This window comes from Anabaena sp. FACHB-1391, from assembly GCF_014696755.1.
Classification (GTDB): Bacteria; Cyanobacteriota; Cyanobacteriia; order Cyanobacteriales; family Nostocaceae; genus Dolichospermum; species Dolichospermum planctonicum.
In genome coordinates this window covers 42607-61556 of the sequence record NZ_JACJQS010000003.1, presented here as the reverse complement: position 1 = coordinate 61556, position 18950 = coordinate 42607, and the positions used below count along the sequence as shown (strand labels likewise).

Below are 18950 nucleotides of genomic sequence, written 5' to 3'. Positions count from 1 at the left end.
AGTTTTTGCTGTAAAAATTGAAAATATATCTAACTTTTGAATATTTGCAAACTGAGATAATCGCTGGGAAGAAAAAAATACCCTCCCCACACAAAATAGTTTCTACCCATGCCCATTTCTTTGTAATCTGTCATGAAAGATTTTATCTATCTTGTCCAAGGTAAAGCTGAGTTGATGAAAAATTACTTGCATCTATCAGAAAACCCAAATGCTGACGTTATCTTTTTAACCTATGATCAGCCCATTGAAACAGTAATAAATCAAGCCATTGAAGAATCAATATTTTTCCCCAAATCTACCTGGGCAGAAGGAAGAAACAAGCTACTGGAAATGGCTTTGAATAAAGGAGAATATCTCTACTATATATTTTGTGATGACGATATAAAATTCATCAAAGGAAGCTGGGAAACATTTGAAAAACAGCTATTGCAATACAAACCAGCGATCGCTGTCCCGATAAATCGCAAAACATTCCAGACTCCCCTCAAAGGAATGAAATCTCAATGCTTTTTAACTAATGATGAACAACTAATGGCATTTCATCAAGATGTAGTCAAAGATTTTATTCTGTTACCCTATCAAAATCAATTCGATAGTATCTATTGGTGGATTTCTTGCGAAATTCAAGAGGTGCTAATTCAAAATTTTTATTGTTCTGATATAATTCAATTTAACAACATTTTTATATCTAACGACTCAGGCGAAAACTATGTCAGACCTGAATCAGAGTCAGATCATAAAATGCTATATCAGCTTGTTGATGATTGGCTTTCTGATCAGTTTCTCTCTAAGTATAAGCATATGCCATATCCAAAAAGGATATTTATACTTGTACGAACATTCAGTTATTATTTTCATCGTTTAATTGCGACTCCTAAATACTCAGTTAGTGTCAATAAGCTTAAAGAATTATTGTCAACCGATTCAGAACTATATAAGCAGACTATAAATTTAAGAGAGAAATTTACTCACCTGAAATAATGGCAGGGTAGTAATCAGAAGAGAGAAAAAATGTCTTTATGCAAAGTCAGAGTTCTAACCTATAAACGACCAAACTTAATCAAACGAGGATAGTCCTATAAAATTAGTGATACTAAAAAATTAATGCAATCATCCATATCTGTATGTATCCCAACATATCAAAGACCTAAGTTTCTTCAAGAAGCTTTGTATTCAGTATTTGCACAAACTCTCCAACCAATCGAGATCGTCATAGGTGATGACTCTCATGATAACATAACTGAGAACCTAGTTTTAGATATTAAGAATAAATGCAAAATTCCTATTTCTTATACTAGGCATTCTCCTTCTCTAGGTCAGGCAGGAAATATCAACTTTATATATGAGATAGCAAAAGGAGATAAAATAGTTCTTCTTCATGATGATGACTTACTACTACCAAATTCCCTAGAAGACTTAAATAGTTGCTGGGATATTCATCCCAATTTAGTCGCAGCTTATGGCAAGCAGTATTTTATTTCCGAGGAAGGTACTATTGACCATAATCTTAGCTCTAAGCTTAATCAATTCTACTTTCGTACTAGCGATAAATCTGGATTACAAAAATCTTCCATAGAGGCTGCCTTACTGCACCAGTTCCCCAACGATTGTTTTATGATTCTGGCATCTGCCGCTAAGGCTATAAAATGGCGTTCTTATGAAGAAGTAGGAAATGGAGGAGAATTTGATTTTAGTTTACGACTGGGCTTTGCATACTCGAATTTCTTTTTCTTGGACAAACATACTGCTAAGTATCGAATGACTAAAAATTCAATGTCTAGCAATATCAATGATGATTCCACTGCACAATCTTTCCATATAATTCTCAATACTGATTTTCCAGAAGAACTATCTTGCTCTAAAGACTATGAACTTAAAAAAGAAGCCTCAACTGCAATCATTCAGCTGATTAATGTGGGGAATAAGAAGCAAGCTTTAGATATTTATTTTAGCCAATACTATCCATTGTCTAAAAGATTGAGTTTAGGTGGAATTCGTAGGTTGATGAAATTATTTTTACCGCCCGCAATTGCTAAATTAATTTAGAAAACTATTAGCCAATTAGTAATATGCAGGTTCAACTATTTATTAGTATCATCATCAATAACTATAACTACGATCGCTTTCTCCCACAAGCAATCAATAGCGCCATTAACCAAACCTATCCTCATACTGAAATTATTGTTGTTGATGATGGTTCAACTGACAATTCCCGTGATACTATTGCTGGATATGGTCAACGCATCATTCCCATTTTCCAACCCAATGGCAAACAAGCTGCGGCTTTTAATAGCGGATTTGCTAAAAGTCAGGGTGATATCATTATTTTTCTTGATTCCGACGATTATTTATTTCCTCACGCCGTTGCACAAATCGTTTCTGTTTGGAAACCAGAACTTTCTAAAGTCCACTATCGTTTAACAGTTGTTGATAAGATTGGCAAATCTCTTGGCTACTCTTGTCCCCAAGGATCTGCCCCTCTTTCCACTGGAGATGTGTGGAAAGTCCTCTTAGATAAGGGTGAATATGTTAGCACTCCCACTAGTGGTAATGCCCTGAATCGGCAGGTTCTGGAAAAGCTTTTTCCCATTCCTGATGAATATAAACTCACAGCAGATGACTATTTATCTTTCCAAGTTCCTTTTTATGGTGATGTAGCAGCAATAGAAGAACCATTAGGCACTTACAGAATTCATGATACAAATCAGTGGGCATTGGCAACTGTCACCGCTGCTCGATTTCAACGCTTTGTGCGCCATGACTTACAAAACTTTTCCCTGTTAACTCAGAAAGCCAAAGCATTAGGTTATGAAGTTCCTACTGATTTAGAACAACGCTCACTTGGACGTTTATGGTCGCGGATTATTTCTTTACGCTTAGATCCTCAAAACCATCCAGTTTCGAGCGATCGCCCACTCAATTTAATTTACTACGGAATTCGCTGTCTATGGAAATACTCAGACTTTAATTGGCAAAAGCGACTTTTCTACAGCCTCTGGTTTATCTGGGTGGGATTGATGCCATTACCTCTAGCTGAACCAATAATTACATGGTTGTTTGCGCCCCAACATCGTCCAAAGTTAGTTGATTGGACTGTGACTAAAATCCGGGCGCTGATTGCCTAAAAAACTTAGTTAAATAAACTCCTAACTTGTTTCTTGAGTTGCTATTGTCTATTTTGGAGATATTTAATGTTAAAACTTAATCTTGGCTGTGGTTTTCATACTCCGAGTGGTTGGTTAGCCGACGAAGTGCTTGATCAACTTTATGTCTATGTCACCTACAATTCCCCCACAGATGGGGTCTTAAAGCGGATAATAGCACCATTCATTCAATTAGACTCTCTGGCAAACAAGACTGGATGGTTATATAGGGGATAAAAGTTATAATGACCAATTCTTCATCCATACGCATACTTTTTGTGAGTCACACCTACGTTGTCGGTATCAACCAGGGCAAATTGAATGCTATAGCTTCCCTCTCTTCAAGACGCTGTGCGAACTCCGTAGGCATTGCAGAAATTGATGATATTGAAGTAGGTCTTCTGACTCCAAGTAACTGGAAGGCTTTAGAATGGAATCGCCACATCCCCCTGGAAACACCCTACCCTCATATCCGCACCTACTCCGCTCCTGTTTTATTTAGTGGTCGTGGAGGCGCACATATCTATCCACCCTGGAAAATCTGGCAAGTGCTGAATGTTTTTCGCCCCGATATTGTCCAGGTTGAGGAGGAAGTATTTTCTCTGTGTGCTTATCAATTTGCCCTCTGGAGTAGATTTACAGGTAAACCCCTGGTTATTTTTGGTTGGGAAAATATTGATCGGCAACTATCCCTTCCCCGTCGCTGGATCTGTCAATTTGTTCTTAATACTGCTAGTGCAATTATCTCAGGTAATCACGATGGGGCGGAAATTATGTGCCGTTGGGGTTACAAGGGTTTATTAACCGTGATGCCGCAAATGGGTGTTGATCCTGAATTTTTTGCCCCTTGCCCACACCGGATCACTAGAGGCGATAGCGAAGCGCTGCTGCAAGCAGTTCGCCCATTCCAGATTGGATTTCTGGGACGATTAACCCACAGTAAGGGAATAGACCTGATTTTTGCTGCTGCTCACCAGTTGCGGGAACAGGGTTTCAACTTCCGCATCCTGATCTGTGGATCTGGTCAACATGAAGCGGAACTAAACCAGATATCCCAAGAACAAGAGGTGGCAGATTGGGTAATCTGGCAGGGCGCTGTCCGTCATGAACAAGCACCAGAGATGATTAGTCAGTTTGATGTCCTAGTGTTACCTTCCCGTACCACTCCTGAATGGAAAGAGCAATTTGGTCACGTCCTAATTGAAGCTATGGCAATGGGAGTTCCCGTAGTTGGTTCTAACAGTGGGGAAATTCCCAATGTCATTGGACGAGAAGATTTAATTTTTCGAGAAGAAAATACTCAGGAATTGGCCGCCATATTAGCACGTCTGATTAGTGAACCCCAGTGGTGTCAAGAGATTAGTAATTATTGTATTCATCGCGTCAATCAACTTTACTCCCATGAACGGATTGCTTCTCGTCTAAATATTTTATGGCAGAAAGTATTGGGGCAAAAAAACAGTGAACTTGTTCTGAATTAAGAGGTGAAATAAATGCCACAGTATGTCTTTTGGGAGATAGATCATCAATGCGGTTAGTGATCGTTCGTAGAGAACCTGGTGTTGCCCTGAGTATGGATGTCTATGCTGACAATTTAGTTGCCGAATTAAAAACAATCCGTCCAAATTGGGAAGTTGTCGAGGTTGCACCCCAACCTTGGAGCAAAAGCCAAGAAAACCTGTGGCACTCTGGCACTGGTATCCGCAAGTTTTATGAACGCTATTGGCATCATCCCCAACAAGTTTGTCAGCTAGAAGGAGACATTTATCACATTATTGATCATACCAATGCTCATGTTGCTTATTGGTTGAAAAAGAAAGGCAAACCTATTATTATTACCTGTCATGACTTAGTGCAGTTTGTCTATCCAGAAATTCTCAAAGGACAATCCCGTTTTCCCGCTTTCAGTATGGCATCCTGGCAATTTTCAGTTAAAGGAATGTGTTATGCTAATTGTGTCATTGCTGTTTCCTCAAATACAGCTAAGGATGTTCATAAAAGGCTGGATATTGAATTAGAGAAAATTTTGGTAGTTCCTAATGGAGTTGAAGCATCGTTTCAGCGATTACCATCAGAGGAAATAAAATATTTTCGGCAAAAATATCAGAGATCCCCTGAAGAAATCTGTTTACTTAATGTTGGTTCAACTCACCAAAGAAAGAACATTATTACTGTGTTGAAAGTGCTAAAAACTCTAAAACAGAGCGGACTATCAGTGAGTCTTTGGCGTTGTGGTGGTAAATTCACACCCAAGCAAATAGACTTTATTAAAGAACATAATCTTGGGCAAGATATTCTGGATTTTGGTATTGCTGATAAAAACATTCTCATTCAACTTTACAATGCAGCCGATGTTCTCTTAGCACCATCACTTTATGAAGGTTTTGGTTTGACAGTTATCGAGGCAATGGCGTGCGGATTGCCCGTAATTACTTCTAACGTTTCATCCATCCCAGAAGTAGCTGAGAATGCTGCTATCATGCTTAATCCCATGGATATTAAAAGTATGGCTTCTGCTATCTATCATCTTCACATTAATCCTGTCTACCGCAAGCAATTAATAGATCAAGGGCTACTTAGATCAAAATCTTTAACATGGAAAAGGACATCTGAACAAATAGCTTTAAATTATGAAAAAATAATTGGCTTTTTTCCGCAAAGGTTAACTGAAACAATTTTCTAACTTTGTATTACCAGTCTAGATAAAACTTAATGGGTCAGGTTTACATTTTTATCAATAAATTGACTGCATTTAAAGGTTATCAAAATAGCTGATTAGGATTATAAACAAAATTAGGAGTAGAGATAATTTTATGATGAAACTACCTAGACTAAAGATGGTTAACCGAGATGATTGGTTAGTGGATGCCTGTCGTAAAAAACGGGTATTACATATTGGGTGTACTGATTACCCAATTACCACATACTTATGGTTTTTCAGGATATGAATATGTTCATCCTGATCATAGTGCTTATTATTCAGTCGCAACCTTGTCTTGCTTATTGTCTCGTTATGGACTAAATGCCAAAGAAATTTATATGTTTCAATGGCATAACCCAACAATCAAAAATAGGTTAGTAAATACATTCTTATGGCCTATTTTGTACTTATCTGGAGGACGTTTATGTGATGAAATTGCCTTAGTTATTGACTAGTATTACCAACTGTCAAAATCTCAAATCCTGAAAATTGTATCAATGATTACTAGCCTGCCAAATATGGATTTATCAAATCATAAAATATATTTTCAAAAATCAGAAAATTAAGGTTCTGAGGTATTCAATATCATGTATTTGCAGTCACCTACAAGTAAGAAACAGAAAAAAAATGGAGTAATTGATAATACCAGCTTAATTATCTTGGCCTTTTCTGTAGTTTTTTACTCTCGCATTTTTTGTGCAATTACTCATGCTCCCTCAATTCTTAACCTTGCTCACTTCGTAGTTGTTCCCTTTGTTTTAGGAGTTATATTATTCACAAGTCGCTCAAAAGATCACAAACAGATTGCAATTGCCTATTCTTTCTTATTGGGAATTTTCATTTTTCTCGTCGCAGTATTGGCTAGTGCTTTATGGAATAACACAGGCTTAATTAATGCCATTGTCTCTTTCATGATGCTTTGCGAACCCTTCATTTTCCTCTTGTCCATCGCGTGTATTCCCATGTCGGCTAAATCTGTTACACGCATCAAAAATTGGTTGATCTGGTCTGTTTTAATTAACTTTGTTCTCGCTGCTGTCCAAAAACCCCTAATTGATGCCGGAAAACTCTATGCTAACGGATTTAATGGCACCGATGGATGTGGTGGAGTCTTTTTCGTTTCCGGTGCGGGAAATTATGTATCGGCTTCGGTATCAGTTGTCTTTGCTCTTTACTTCTTCACTAATGAAAAAACTTTTCCATTATGGATGAGAATCGTGGCTATTATCGCCGCTTTCTGGCAGATTCTATTTTCTGACTCCAAACAAATTGTACTTGCTTATTTGATTGCCTGGGTTCTTTTAATCTTGGTGAATTCAAAGGATTTTGGTAAAACTATCAAACTTCTGAGTGCGATCGCTATCTTCGGATTTGGATTTGTTTGGTGTGTACAAAACTTAGAGGCATTTGCCGCATTTACATCTTGGGCGCGACCGGAACTTTATGGAGCAGATGGTTATGCTTGGTATACAAAATTTTACTCAGTGCGTTCCATTTTATCTCATTACCAATCCCCTCTAGATTGGTTATTTGGTCTAGGTCCAGGGCATACTGTCAGCCGCCTTGGTGTATGGTTTCTTAAAGATTATTCGTCTATACTCGGACCACTAGGTGCTACCACCAATCCAATTGGTCGGGAAGGAATGGAATTTTGTGTTAGTTCTTGGCTTTGTTCTGGTTCAAGTCTCTTCAGCCCCATTTTTGGCTGGGCTGGAATATGGGGAGATTTAGGACTTTTGGGTCTAGGAGCATACCTATTCCTATCCTATTTAGCTTGGCAACACTTTCGTTTAAATGATTCTTTAAAAGTTACTTTACTGGCTGTTTTTGTCATGGGTTTTATTTTTACTCAAATGGAAGAACCAGGCTTCATGCTTTCTATCGCTTTTATTCTAGGACTAGCATGGCAAGAACGACAATTGAAGAAAAAAATACAGACAGTCAGGAGAGAGAAAGAATTTCCCAATTACCAATTACCAATTACCAATTCCCTATGAAGATTTTAATGTCTGCTTACTCCTGTGAACCAGGTATGGGTTCTGAGCCTGGTGTGGGTTGGAATATTGCCCGCGAAGTTGCCAAATATCATGAAGTATGGGTACTTACCCGACCCGATGAGAGTCAGGATATTATTAACGCAGAATTGGCACGCCACCCCATTCCCAATCTTCACTTTGTTTACTTTACTCTCCCGTTCTGGCAGGATAGTAGACGCTGGGGACAGTCTGGGGGAATGCAGCTTCACTATTACCTCTGGCAAATTCAAGCCTATTTTGTCGCCCGTGACTTACATCAGAAAATTGGCTTTGACTTGATCCACCATGTCACCTTTGTTAAGTATTCCAGTCCTTGCTTCCTGTCACTCCTACCCATTCCCCTGGTTTGGGGTCCTGTAGGCGGTGGAGAATCAGCACCAGCGAGCTTTTGGCAGGATTTTAGCTTAAATGGCAAAATTTATGAAATTGCTCGTAGTGTTGCTCGCCGGCTAGGAGAGCAAGACCCATTTGTCCGTCTTACTGCTCAAAGAAGTGCTGTGGTCCGAGCCACAACTAAGGATACAGCCCAGCGCCTCTATAAAATGGGTGTGAAGTATATGCAGATTTTGCCGGAATCAGGGTTATCAGCAGCAGACATAGAGCATCTAAATCAATATGAAATCCCTAATGAGCCAATAGTGAAATTTATCAGTATGGGTAGACTGTTACACTGGAAAGGGTTTCATCTGGGACTACGTGCTTTTGCTCAAGCAAATCTACCAAATACAGAATACTGGATTGTGGGAGATGGACCACAATGGCATCAACTCCAAACTTTAGCATCACATTTAGGAATTGCTAAAAAAGTTAAATTTTGGGGTAGGTTGCCCCGTGAAAAGGCTTTAGATTTGTTAAAGGACTGTCATCTACTAATTCATCCCAGCTTACATGATTCTGGCGGGTGGGTGTGTATGGAAGCAATGGCAGCGGGTCGTCCCGTTATCTGTCTAGATTTAGGCGGACCTGCTGTTCAAGTTACTGAGGAAACTGGCTTTAAGATTGCTGCTGATGAACCATATCAAACTGTCCGTGACTTAGCGGCCGCAATGATTTATTTAGTTCAAAATCCAGAACTCATAGTTAGTATGGGTCAGGCTGGCCGGAAATTAGTCAATGAAAACTACAGTTGGCAAGTTGTCGGAGAACGGTTGCACAAACTTTATTTAGAGGTTGTCACCAGAAAAGTTTCAAAAAACTCAAGTTGGACTCAAGTTTTTTGAAACTACTTTTAAGTAATTAATTTTTCGGACTTTGACAATATGCACATACTAATTCCCGCTTTACATAGGCCTACAAAACCAACAGGTGTTTGCCGATATGCTGCAAATCTGGCTCAATGTCTGGCTGATAGTCCAGAGGTTAATAAAGTGACCTTAATTGTCGGAGTATGGCAAAAAGATTACTTTGAACTATTCTTTAATTCCCACAAAATTCAGTTAATTAGTATAGAGATTCAAAATAGTTCATTGGCAAGAAATCTCTGGTTTTTATTTGGTTTACCAAAATTAGCAAAACATTTTAGTCCTGATATTGTTCATTTATCATTCCCATTTCCTTTTATACGTCCACTTTTTTCTTGTCCTGTTGTTGCGACAATACACGATTTGTATCCTTATGAAAAACCAGAGGTTTTTGGATATCCAAATGTTATCTTTAATCGGTTTTTTTTAAAACAATGTATAGAAAGTAGTGATAGTCTTACCTGTATTTCTAAATCCACACTCAGCAGTCTTAAATCATACTTTCCAAATATTCAATTAATCAAACCCATGAGTGTTATTTATAATTATGTAGATTTTAGTGCTGTTATTGCTGAACCACCTACTAAGTTAGATATTAGTAATAATGATTCTTTTTTGTTATGTGTTGCACAACACCGAAAAAACAAAAACATAGATTTGTTAATTCAAGCTTTTTATTTTTTGTATAAGAATGAATCTCTAAAAAATGATACCAAACTAATTATTGTTGGTAATACAGGACCAGAAACAGAGAGGTTTTTCAAGCTAATTCATGATCTCTCTCTTCAAGATCAGGTGATATTTATTCATGCAATTAAAGATAACGAATTATGTTGGTTGTATCAAAAATGTCAACTTTTTATTGCTGCTTCCTCTCAGGAAGGATTTTGTTTGCCTTTAGCGGAAGCTCTATACTTTTCTTCTCAGGTAGTTTGTTCTGATATTCCCATATTTAGAGAAATTTGTGGTTTTAACTGTTGTTATTTTGATCTTCAAGGTAATGCTGTTAAAAATCTCTCACAAGCCATTATTTCTACTTTAGAACTGCCTTTAAATAGAACTACTGATAATTTTCATTTTTCTAAATTAGATATAGCAGATCAATATCTAAAATTTTACAGTAACACTTATCGGCTCAACAAGTAGCGGTAGTAGAGGAAAATAAGTGAAATAATGAATCCCTTAATTTTATTTTTTATATTATTTTTTATACTGCATAAAAATACATTTTTTTAGGACTTACGGACAAGTTACGGAATAAACGAACAGAGAACCCAGAGAAATGGGGGTTTAGGGAGAGATATTTTGCGTAAGTCCTGTTTTTATCAAAAATTTAAGTTTTAATACTTAATCATTAAACCCTTATTAAAAATAATTCTTGTAATTCTTGAAAAGGCTCATACTACATTGTGAAGTGCGGAATGTGGGTTTTTAGTCTAAAGTCCACTAACCACTATAAATAAAAAGAGAGTGGGAGAAGGCATACCAAAAGCCTAAAATCTCCCACTCTACATTTACTGCTGTAGCGTTCAGGAATATATAAATACTGCCAGTTATTTAGGGGGGTTGATATAATAAAGACAGTATTTATAGGGGGTGAGTAGATTCCCATTGCAGTAAATGTCAAACCTGATTATTGTTATTATTTTTGAGCCAATAAATGCCAAATTAATTATCTACAAATCATTGTTATTTATGCTTAAAAAATGTTACCATAAACTATGGTGTTGCCTAAAAAAAATCAATATGTAATAGCCTTTAATAACCACAACATTGAATTTCTTTATCTGGAATCAATGTAACTTAGGTAATTAAAACTTGGTTGCCAAGTTGGCACTTTCTCAAAAGTCTTATATTTTCAGGTTTTTAGCGGTGTGTTGAGATATATTCAACAAGTCTCTGACTGATTCCACATTGGTAATGGGGGGTATGGGATTTTCTCAGGTGGCAAAAAAAAATTATAGCGGATTTTTGCTGTCAGATGATGAAGAGGAGGAATTTCTGGATTTATGACGTTTTTGGGGGTGCAATTTTTGACTGTTGCGAGTGCGTTGAGTGGTTTTTTGTGTCTCTATTGAACTTTGAAGTGAGTAAAAAATTACAAAAGAACCCGCAGCACAACAAACAGCGATCGCTATTACCAACCATGGAGGGATAGAATTACTAGAATCGGAAAATGTGGCAATAGGGTATTTGTGAATAGATAAAAATGGGGCTTCTTCCTGTGCTTTCTGTGGCACATAGCCAACATAACTCAATTGCTGATAGGCAAAAATCGTCATTCCTATAGGAATGAGAAATAAGCTAAAGAACCAGATCCAAGGGTATTTTATCACTATATTTCCTATAGTTTTTATCCATCACCTTAATCTTAATCACACAAATCATAGTCAAAACAAGAGGAAAATAAATATTTCCCCTTGCTAGTCTTTGTTAATTAACTGGAGAATGTCTTTCAATTGCTAGTTCAATCAATTGATCTACTAATTGGGCAAATGGTATACCAGTATTAGCCCAGAGTTGGGGATACATACTTGTGGAGGTAAACCCTGGTAAGGTATTAATTTCATTGATGAAAATTTCTCCCGTAGTTTCCACATAGAAAAAGTCTACTCTAGATAAACCAGCAGCATCAACAGCAGCAAAAGCTTGTAAGGCCATTTCTTGAATTTGCTGTGCTACTAACTCTGGTAAATTTGCGGGAATGAATAAATCCGCTTTACCAGGTGTATATTTAGTTTCGTAGTCGTAAAAATCACTATCAAAAGTAATTTCACCTATGACTGACGCTTTCGGGTTATCATTACCTAAAACGGCACATTCAACCTCTCTAGCGACAACTCCAGCTTCAACGATAATGCGTCTATCATAAGTAGCAGCATTATCTAATGCTACCTCTAATTCTTGACGCGATCGCACTTTAGCAATTCCCACTGATGAACCTAGATTAGCAGGTTTGACAAAACAAGGATAGCCCAATGTGGCCTCAATTTCATCACACAATTTCGGAAATACACAAGGATTTGACCAAATTTCCGCTCTGGTGACAGTTTTATATTTTACTTGAGGTAATCCCGCTTGAGCAAAAGCCATTTTCATGGCAATTTTGTCCATTCCCGTTGCTGAACCCAATACCCCAGAACCGACAAAGGGAACTTGTGTTAAGGTTAATAAACCCTGTATTGTACCATCTTCTCCATTCGGACCATGAAGAATGGGAAACCAAAGCTCAACTTGTGCGGTTTCGGGTGGGAATTGCCATAAATTAGGGGTTGTAGATAGGATTTCTTGGGGAACACCAGATTCTAGAACTTGTTGGGCCATAACTCCAGATTGCCAAACTCCATCTTTTTGGATATAAAAAGGCAAAATTTCGTATTTATTAGCATTTGCTTCTAATTTTAGACCTTGAGCGATCGCCCTTGCAGAAATTATTGAAACTTCATGTTCCCCGGAACGTCCACCAAATAGCAAACCCACCCGTAGCTTATTCATTTTCTTATATATCTCCAAAACCCGCAATTTCCATTATTACCAAAGAAGAGCCACTGTTAATTAACCCCCCCGTCATGGATCTCTACCTCATCTATATTATCTTTTATAGATATTTATTCGCATTCGCGCTCATGATAACAGATTTTAAATCAATTGTCAACTCTCCTAAGTAGGGGAAACGCAGCTAAATTGTACAATCCTAATATAACTAAATCTTGTGGTGCGGGCATCCTGCCCGCTAAATTATACAAATTAAATGCAGTACAGCTTAATACTTTGTTCTCTATTGGAGGCAGAGCCTCAAAGTCTACTTCCCAGCCTCCGGCTGGGAAGTAGTAAATAAAGCTGTGTGACAACTAATAAAAATCTTGACTCTCACAAAAAAATCCAGGTTCAGTGGCAAAGTGAATATATTTGTGTTACCCTAGTACAGTTGTCAAAAATTCCGCACATCCAGGAATTCGGGTGTTTCTTAATTTGAGAAATGCACCTGGGTGGAGGTTTAACCCGAATAGGAGTAACAAAATATGCCAGTAGTTTCCTTGGCTCAATTGATGGAGTCTGGTGTTCACTTCGGTCATCAAACCCGACGTTGGAACCCGAAAATGGCTCCTTATATCTACACCTCACGCAATGGTGTACATATCATAGACTTGGTGCAAACAGCCCAGTTGATGGATAACGCGTATAATTATATGCGAACCCAATCAGAGCAAGGTAAAAAATTCCTGTTTGTGGGAACTAAGCGCCAAGCAGCGGGAATTATTGCTCAAGAGGCTCTGCGTTGTGGTTCTCACTATATTAACCAACGTTGGTTGGGGGGAATGCTGACGAATTGGGCAACAATTAAAACCAGAGCAGAACGTCTCAAAGATTTAGAACGGAGAGAAGAAACCGGCGCACTGGATTTATTACCCAAGAAAGAAGCTTCCATGCTACGTCGGGAAATGACGAAGCTACAAAAATACCTAGGCGGTATTAAGAATATGCGGAAAGTCCCGGATATTGTGATTATTGTTGACCAGAAACGGGAATATAACGCAGTTCAAGAATGCGAAAAATTGGGTATTCCCATTGTGTCTATGTTGGATACAAACTGTGACCCAGACGTAGTTGATATTCCTATCCCAGCCAATGATGACGCAATTAGATCCATTAAGCTAATTGTTGGTAAATTAGCAGATGCTATTTATGAAGGTCGTCACGGTCAGCTAGAAGTGGAAGAAGATTACGACGATTACGAAGATTACACTGACGAATACGACGAAAGTGATGTCACTGAGTCATCAGACGAAGAATAAACATCTGTAATCAGGATTTAAAGATTCTAAGATGAGTCCTGATCATCTTAGAATCTTAATTAATATTTGTATCTGTCAAGTTAGGAATTGAGGCAACATGGCGGAAATATCTGCAAAACTCGTCCAAGAGCTACGCCAAAAAACCGGTGCTGGCATGATGGACTGCAAAAAGGCGCTGAAGGAAAATGATGGTAATATCGAGGCGGCCACAACCTGGCTACGGCAAAAAGGTATTGCTAAAGCCGACAAAGGTAGTGATCGTATTGCCGCAGAAGGTCTGGTAGACACCTATATTCAGCCCGGTGGTCAGGTAGGTGTACTCATAGAGGTAAACTGTCAAACGGACTTTGTTGCCCGAAATGAGGCTTTTAAAGCCCTAGTGAAGAACTTGGCTCAACAAGCTGCAACTGCTGATAGTATTGAGTCTTTATTGGCTCAACCCTATACTGAGAAGCCCAGCGCCACTGTTGAGGAATTCATCAAAGAAACCATTGCTACTCTTGGTGAAAATATCCAGGTACGCCGCTTTGTCTCTTTTGCCCCAGCACAAGTCACACCCGGAATAGCAGACAGCTATATTCATACTGGTGGTCGTGTTGGTGTATTAGTGGAATTAACCGCTGAAACTGCTTCAGCAGTTGCTAATGAAGAATTCCAAGGCTTGGCCAAAAATGCTGCCATGCAAGTTGCCGCTTGTCCCAATGTGGAATATGTTAGCGTGGACAAAATTCCTGCCGAACTTGTCCAAAAGGAAAAAGACATTGAAATGGGTAAGGACGACTTGGCTAACAAACCAGAGAACATTAGGGAAAAGATTGTTCAAGGCAGAATTGAAAAGCGCTTGAAAGAAATGACTTTACTAGATCAACCTTATATTCGTGATCAGAGTATTTTGGTAGAAGATTTGGTGAAGCAAGTACAATCTCAAGTTGGTGGAGAAGTTCAAGTAAATCGCTTTGTCCGCTATGTCCTGGGTGAAGGCATTGAAAAGAAAGAAATTAGCTTTGCTGAGGAAGTTGCCGCCCAAATGGGTGCTAAGTAATTTAATCAGTATTCAGTAGTCATTAGTCAGTTGCTAAGAATATATACTTAATGGGTTGCTGTTGATGATAGACTTTTAGTTCTGATTCATGACTATTTGTATTTACAGGTCAGGGAGAATGCGCTGGCCTGTATTTTATTAAGTAATGATTATTTTCTCAGAAATACCTATATTTGTAGTAGGGGGCAATTAATTGATCGTTGACAACGGACAAAAGACAAAGGACTATTACCAGTCTAAAATTATGACGAGAGCAATTGAACGGATAGAAAAAGACATTATTGCATTAAAAGAGGCGACCAGAGCGATCGCTCAACAACTCAATTTAGCTTATGCTAGATATATAAATACCTTGGGACTGGCTTTACAAAAACAATTGATTTTAGCCAGTTATTACCTGTGTACCCAAGGACATCCTGATGAATTTCTTAACTTATCACTAAATCAGCGGCAAAAATTACAACAAAGTATTCGTAAATTAAGTCAACAAGCCGCTCAGGAATTAATTAGTTATATTCAGCCCCCAGAAGTTACCCAAACAGAAGTAGTTTTAGAAACTGAGGAAGAAGAAGAAAAGGACGAACAAGAAGAAAAGGAACAACAGCCTCAAGCTTTAGATCCTTCTAATCCTATAGAACTGGTAGAATGGCAACAAGAGGTAGAAGAAGGAATTGAAGAAACTTTAAAAAAAGTCTCCCAAGGGGCTAATATTCTCATCCAAAAAACAGGGGTTTTACCCAAAAAACTACCAGAACCGATTTTAACCGCTGCAACTGCTGCCTCAGAATCTTCTAGTGATATGATGCCCAGTCTTCCCAATATATTAAACTTAGTTATAGAAATTAGTGATCAGGAAGATTCGGAAGATTCTATCACTCAGATTATGGCTATTCACTTGCGACTGGGAGAAATAGAATTTGCTGATGTGACACTATTGACAGAGCGCAAGAGAATTCGTAATATCTTAATGCAACTGAGTAAAGTAGGAAAAGAGTATCAAAAAAGACAAAAAGAACTGAAAATTGCTGAAGCTGAAGCTGCTTGGCGTGCTAGTTGGTTCGAGGATTAGTCAGCCTTTAGGGGAATTAAAAATGTAAACTTAAAAGTTAAAAAATATATGAGAAGATCTATGAAGAAAGTCTATTTTTCAAGCCTCGATAATCTCTTAACTAATAACTAATAACCAACAAGTAATAACTAATAACCAATGACCAACAACTAATGACCAATGACTAATAAAACACCTGATTGGATAAGATTGCATAAAGCCTTAGCATTTGAAGCGGAAAATGGCTTTATAGATTTACTAGGTAAGCAACACCGCTTTAGTGAATTTTTGAGTTTGACCTTTGGTAAATTTCCTCCAGGTTTACCCCAAAAAGAACGTTCTCGTTGGCAAGAAATAGCAATACAATTTGCCAATTATCCAAATTTGGCATTAGCAGAAAAAAAGGATTTAGTAGCAGAAGTTAGAAAATATCTGAATCAACTAGAAGAAGAATTAGAAACAAAAACTCCCCCCAAAATTTACGAACTTAAAAATCAAAATCCCACCACTCCAATTGTTGCCGAAGTCAGTAAAAAACTAGTTCCCAAAATTGATCAAAAACTCAGCATTTTACCAGAAATCGGTATTAAAAAAGCTGAAAGTTTAGCCCGATTAGATTTACATACCGTCCGTGATTTATTATTTTATTATCCTCGTGATCATATTGATTATGGCCGTCAGGTAAATATTAGTGAATTAACGGGAGGGGAAACAGTAACTATCATAGCGACGGTAAAACGGTTTAATTTCTTTACCAGTCCTAAAAATAAAAAATTATCAATTTTAGAATTAATTCTCAAAGATAATACAGGACAAATTAAAGTTAGCAGATTTTTTGCAGGTGCGCGTTTTACTAGTCGTGGTTGGCAGGAAACCTTAAAACGCAACTATCCCGTAGGTAGTATGTTGGCAGCTTGTGGATTAGTCAAAGGCAGTAAATATGGATTAACTTTGGATAACCCAGAATTGGAAGTTTTAGCAAATCCTGGAGATCCTATTGATTCTTTAACTATTGGGCGAGTTGTGCCTATTTATAGCTTAACTGAAGGGGTAGTAGCTAATACTGTCAGACAGGCTGTAATGGCGGCTTTAACAGCAGTAGTTAATTTAAAAGATCCTTTGCCTAAAGGTTTACGAGAAAAATATGATTTAATGGAATTAAAAGAAGCTATTCCTAATATTCATTTTCCTAAAGATAGTGACTCTTTAAAAACTGCTCGTCGTCGCTTAGTATTTGATGAATTTTTCTATTTACAAGTTGGTTTGTTACAACGTCAAAAACAAGCTAAAGCAATTCAAACTGGTGCTGTTCTTACACCCAAGGGAAAATTATTAGAAAAATTTCAGAAAATTCTCCCCTTTAAATTTACCGGCGCACAGCAACGAGTTATTAATGAAATTCTCACCGATTTACAAAAACCTACACCCATGAATCGTTTAGTTCAAGGTGATGTTGGTTCAGGTAAAACTGTTGTTGCTGTTATGGCTATTTTAGCTGCAATTCAATCAGGTTATCAAGCGGCGTTAATGGCTCCCACGGAAGTATTAGCAGAACAGCATTATCGTAAGTTAGTTAGTTGGTTTAACCTGCTACATTTGCCTGTTGAATTATTAACAGGTTCGACAAAAATAGCTAAAAGACGAGAAATTCATTCTCAATTAGAAACCGGTGAATTACCTTTATTAGTTGGGACTCATGCCTTAATTCAAGATAAAGTTAATTTTCAAAGATTGGGTTTAGTGGTAATAGATGAACAGCATCGTTTTGGGGTACAACAAAGGGCAAAATTACAACAAAAAGGCGAACAACCTCATGTTTTAACAATGACCGCTACTCCTATTCCTCGCACTTTGGCATTAACAGTACATGGAGATTTAGATGTTAGTCAAATTGATGAATTACCACCAGGAAGACAACAAATTAAAACCACTTTATTGACTGGTCATCAAAGAACCCAAGCTTATGATTTAATCCGTCGAGAAGTTGCCCAAGGTAGACAGGTTTATGTAGTTTTGCCTTTGGTAGAAGAGTCGGAAAAATTAGATTTGCGTTCCGCTGTAGAGGAACATCAAAAATTACAAGAAAGCGTTTTTCCTGATTTTCAAGTTGGGTTATTACATGGACGCATGACTTCAGCGGAAAAAGAGGAAGCTATTCACAAATTCCGCGATAATGAAACTCAAATTATCGTTTCTACCACTGTAATTGAGGTGGGGGTAGATGTGCCTAATGCTACGGTAATGTTGATTGAACACGCGGAAAGATTCGGTTTATCACAATTACACCAATTACGGGGGCGTGTAGGAAGGGGTGCAGCGCAATCTTACTGCTTATTAATGAGTAGTTCCAGAAGTGCAGATGCCCAACAACGTTTAAAAGTATTGGAACAGTCTCAAGATGGGTTTTTTATCTCTGAAATGGATATGCGGTTTCGCGGTCCGGGGGAAGTGATGGGAACTCGCCAATCAGGTGTAGCAGATTTTACCTTAGCTAGTTTGGTGGAAGATGAGGATGTTTTGCTGTTAGCACGACAAGCAGCGGAAAAAGTGATTGATATTGATGCAAGTTTAGCCCGTTGGCCATTAATGCAGGATGAGTTAAAGTATAGGTATGGGCGGTTAATGGGTGGCGCGATTTTGACTTGATTTAGTAAGTTCAAATCATTATTTTAATTTGTGTATTGACATACTCACCGACCTAAAGGCACGATGATTTTTGACACTTCACAGAAAAAAGTAAAGTTCTCTGGTGTCGTTTCTTGTTGTTTTTCTTTTCTATACATTTTAATTGACTTTGGTGCAGGGATTTTTACTTATTTTATCCTTTTTTCTCCCACTTTATTCACTTTTTATCCTCCTGTATCTCTTCCTTTGTCTAGCTTTTCAGCTTATTCAGCAAGCCCTATTTAGCATAATTTAAAAATTGAAAAAATTAAAAAAAAA

The 18950-nt window shown here is 37.8% G+C and carries 16 protein-coding genes; 14 read left to right on the top strand and 2 right to left on the bottom strand.

The window, feature by feature from the left end; genetic code table 11:
* Window positions 1-132 precede the first annotated feature (132 nt).
* The 10 genes from H6F62_RS02215 to H6F62_RS02170 all read left to right on the top strand — a co-directional run bounded on the left by H6F62_RS02215 (window position 133) and on the right by H6F62_RS02170 (window position 10267).
* Window positions 133-981: a hypothetical protein gene (locus H6F62_RS02215; RefSeq protein WP_190371228.1), complete on the top strand. Its 849-nt coding sequence runs from the start codon at window positions 133-135 to the stop codon at window positions 979-981.
* A 123-nt stretch (window positions 982-1104) separates the two neighbouring features.
* A complete protein-coding gene (locus H6F62_RS02210) occupies window positions 1105-2046 on the top strand; it encodes a glycosyltransferase family A protein (RefSeq protein ID WP_137907183.1) in 942 nt (313 codons plus the stop codon).
* Between the two features lie 23 nt (window positions 2047-2069).
* Window positions 2070-3125, top strand: coding sequence for a glycosyltransferase (locus H6F62_RS02205; protein WP_137907184.1), 1056 nt, complete (start codon window positions 2070-2072; stop codon window positions 3123-3125).
* A gap of 66 nt (window positions 3126-3191) precedes the next feature.
* The gene (locus tag H6F62_RS02200) at window positions 3192-3380 is read left to right on the top strand and encodes a hypothetical protein (protein WP_137907185.1); all 189 of its coding nucleotides are present in this window, start codon (window positions 3192-3194) and stop codon (window positions 3378-3380) included.
* Window positions 3381-3388: 8 nt separating this feature from the next.
* Window positions 3389-4624, top strand: a complete 1236-nt coding sequence (locus H6F62_RS02195) for a glycosyltransferase (protein ID WP_190371227.1) — start codon at window positions 3389-3391, stop codon at window positions 4622-4624.
* A gap of 47 nt (window positions 4625-4671) precedes the next feature.
* Complete coding sequence (locus H6F62_RS02190; RefSeq protein WP_190371226.1) at window positions 4672-5826, top strand: glycosyltransferase family 1 protein; 1155 nt, start codon at window positions 4672-4674, stop codon at window positions 5824-5826.
* 212 nt (window positions 5827-6038) lie between these two features.
* A complete protein-coding gene (locus H6F62_RS02185; RefSeq protein ID WP_137907188.1) occupies window positions 6039-6299 on the top strand; it encodes a hypothetical protein in 261 nt (86 codons plus the stop codon).
* A gap of 132 nt (window positions 6300-6431) precedes the next feature.
* Entirely contained in the window at window positions 6432-7841 is a 1410-nt protein-coding gene (locus H6F62_RS02180; RefSeq protein ID WP_137907189.1) for a hypothetical protein, read from the top strand.
* Window positions 7838-9100, top strand: coding sequence for a glycosyltransferase family 4 protein (locus H6F62_RS02175; protein WP_137907230.1), 1263 nt, complete (start codon window positions 7838-7840; stop codon window positions 9098-9100). Before H6F62_RS02180 ends, H6F62_RS02175 begins: the two co-directional genes overlap by 4 nt.
* Window positions 9101-9139: 39 nt before the next feature.
* Window positions 9140-10267, top strand: a complete 1128-nt coding sequence (locus H6F62_RS02170; RefSeq protein WP_190371225.1) for a glycosyltransferase family 1 protein — start codon at window positions 9140-9142, stop codon at window positions 10265-10267.
* A gap of 812 nt (window positions 10268-11079) precedes the next feature.
* Here the strand turns inward: H6F62_RS02170 and H6F62_RS02165 are convergent.
* Both H6F62_RS02165 and H6F62_RS02160 read right to left on the bottom strand, forming a co-directional pair.
* Window positions 11080-11457, bottom strand: coding sequence for a hypothetical protein (locus H6F62_RS02165; protein WP_137907191.1), 378 nt, complete (start codon window positions 11455-11457; stop codon window positions 11080-11082).
* Window positions 11458-11554: 97 nt separating this feature from the next.
* Window positions 11555-12616, bottom strand: coding sequence for a D-alanine--D-alanine ligase family protein (locus H6F62_RS02160; RefSeq protein WP_137907192.1), 1062 nt, complete (start codon window positions 12614-12616; stop codon window positions 11555-11557).
* Between the two features lie 527 nt (window positions 12617-13143).
* Between H6F62_RS02160 and rpsB the strand changes: the two genes are divergently transcribed.
* The 4 genes from rpsB to recG all read left to right on the top strand — a co-directional run bounded on the left by rpsB (window position 13144) and on the right by recG (window position 18653).
* Window positions 13144-13917: a 30S ribosomal protein S2 gene (gene rpsB / locus H6F62_RS02155; RefSeq protein ID WP_137907193.1), complete on the top strand. Its 774-nt coding sequence runs from the start codon at window positions 13144-13146 to the stop codon at window positions 13915-13917.
* Between the two features lie 97 nt (window positions 13918-14014).
* Window positions 14015-14959, top strand: coding sequence for a translation elongation factor Ts (tsf, locus tag H6F62_RS02150; RefSeq protein ID WP_137907194.1), 945 nt, complete (start codon window positions 14015-14017; stop codon window positions 14957-14959).
* A 244-nt stretch (window positions 14960-15203) separates the two neighbouring features.
* The gene (locus tag H6F62_RS02145) at window positions 15204-16028 is read left to right on the top strand and encodes a hypothetical protein (protein ID WP_190371224.1); all 825 of its coding nucleotides are present in this window, start codon (window positions 15204-15206) and stop codon (window positions 16026-16028) included.
* A 159-nt stretch (window positions 16029-16187) separates the two neighbouring features.
* On the top strand, window positions 16188-18653 hold the full coding sequence (recG, locus tag H6F62_RS02140) for an ATP-dependent DNA helicase RecG (protein WP_137907196.1): 2466 nt from the start codon (window positions 16188-16190) through the stop codon (window positions 18651-18653).
* The last annotated feature ends 297 nt before the right edge of the window (window positions 18654-18950 follow it).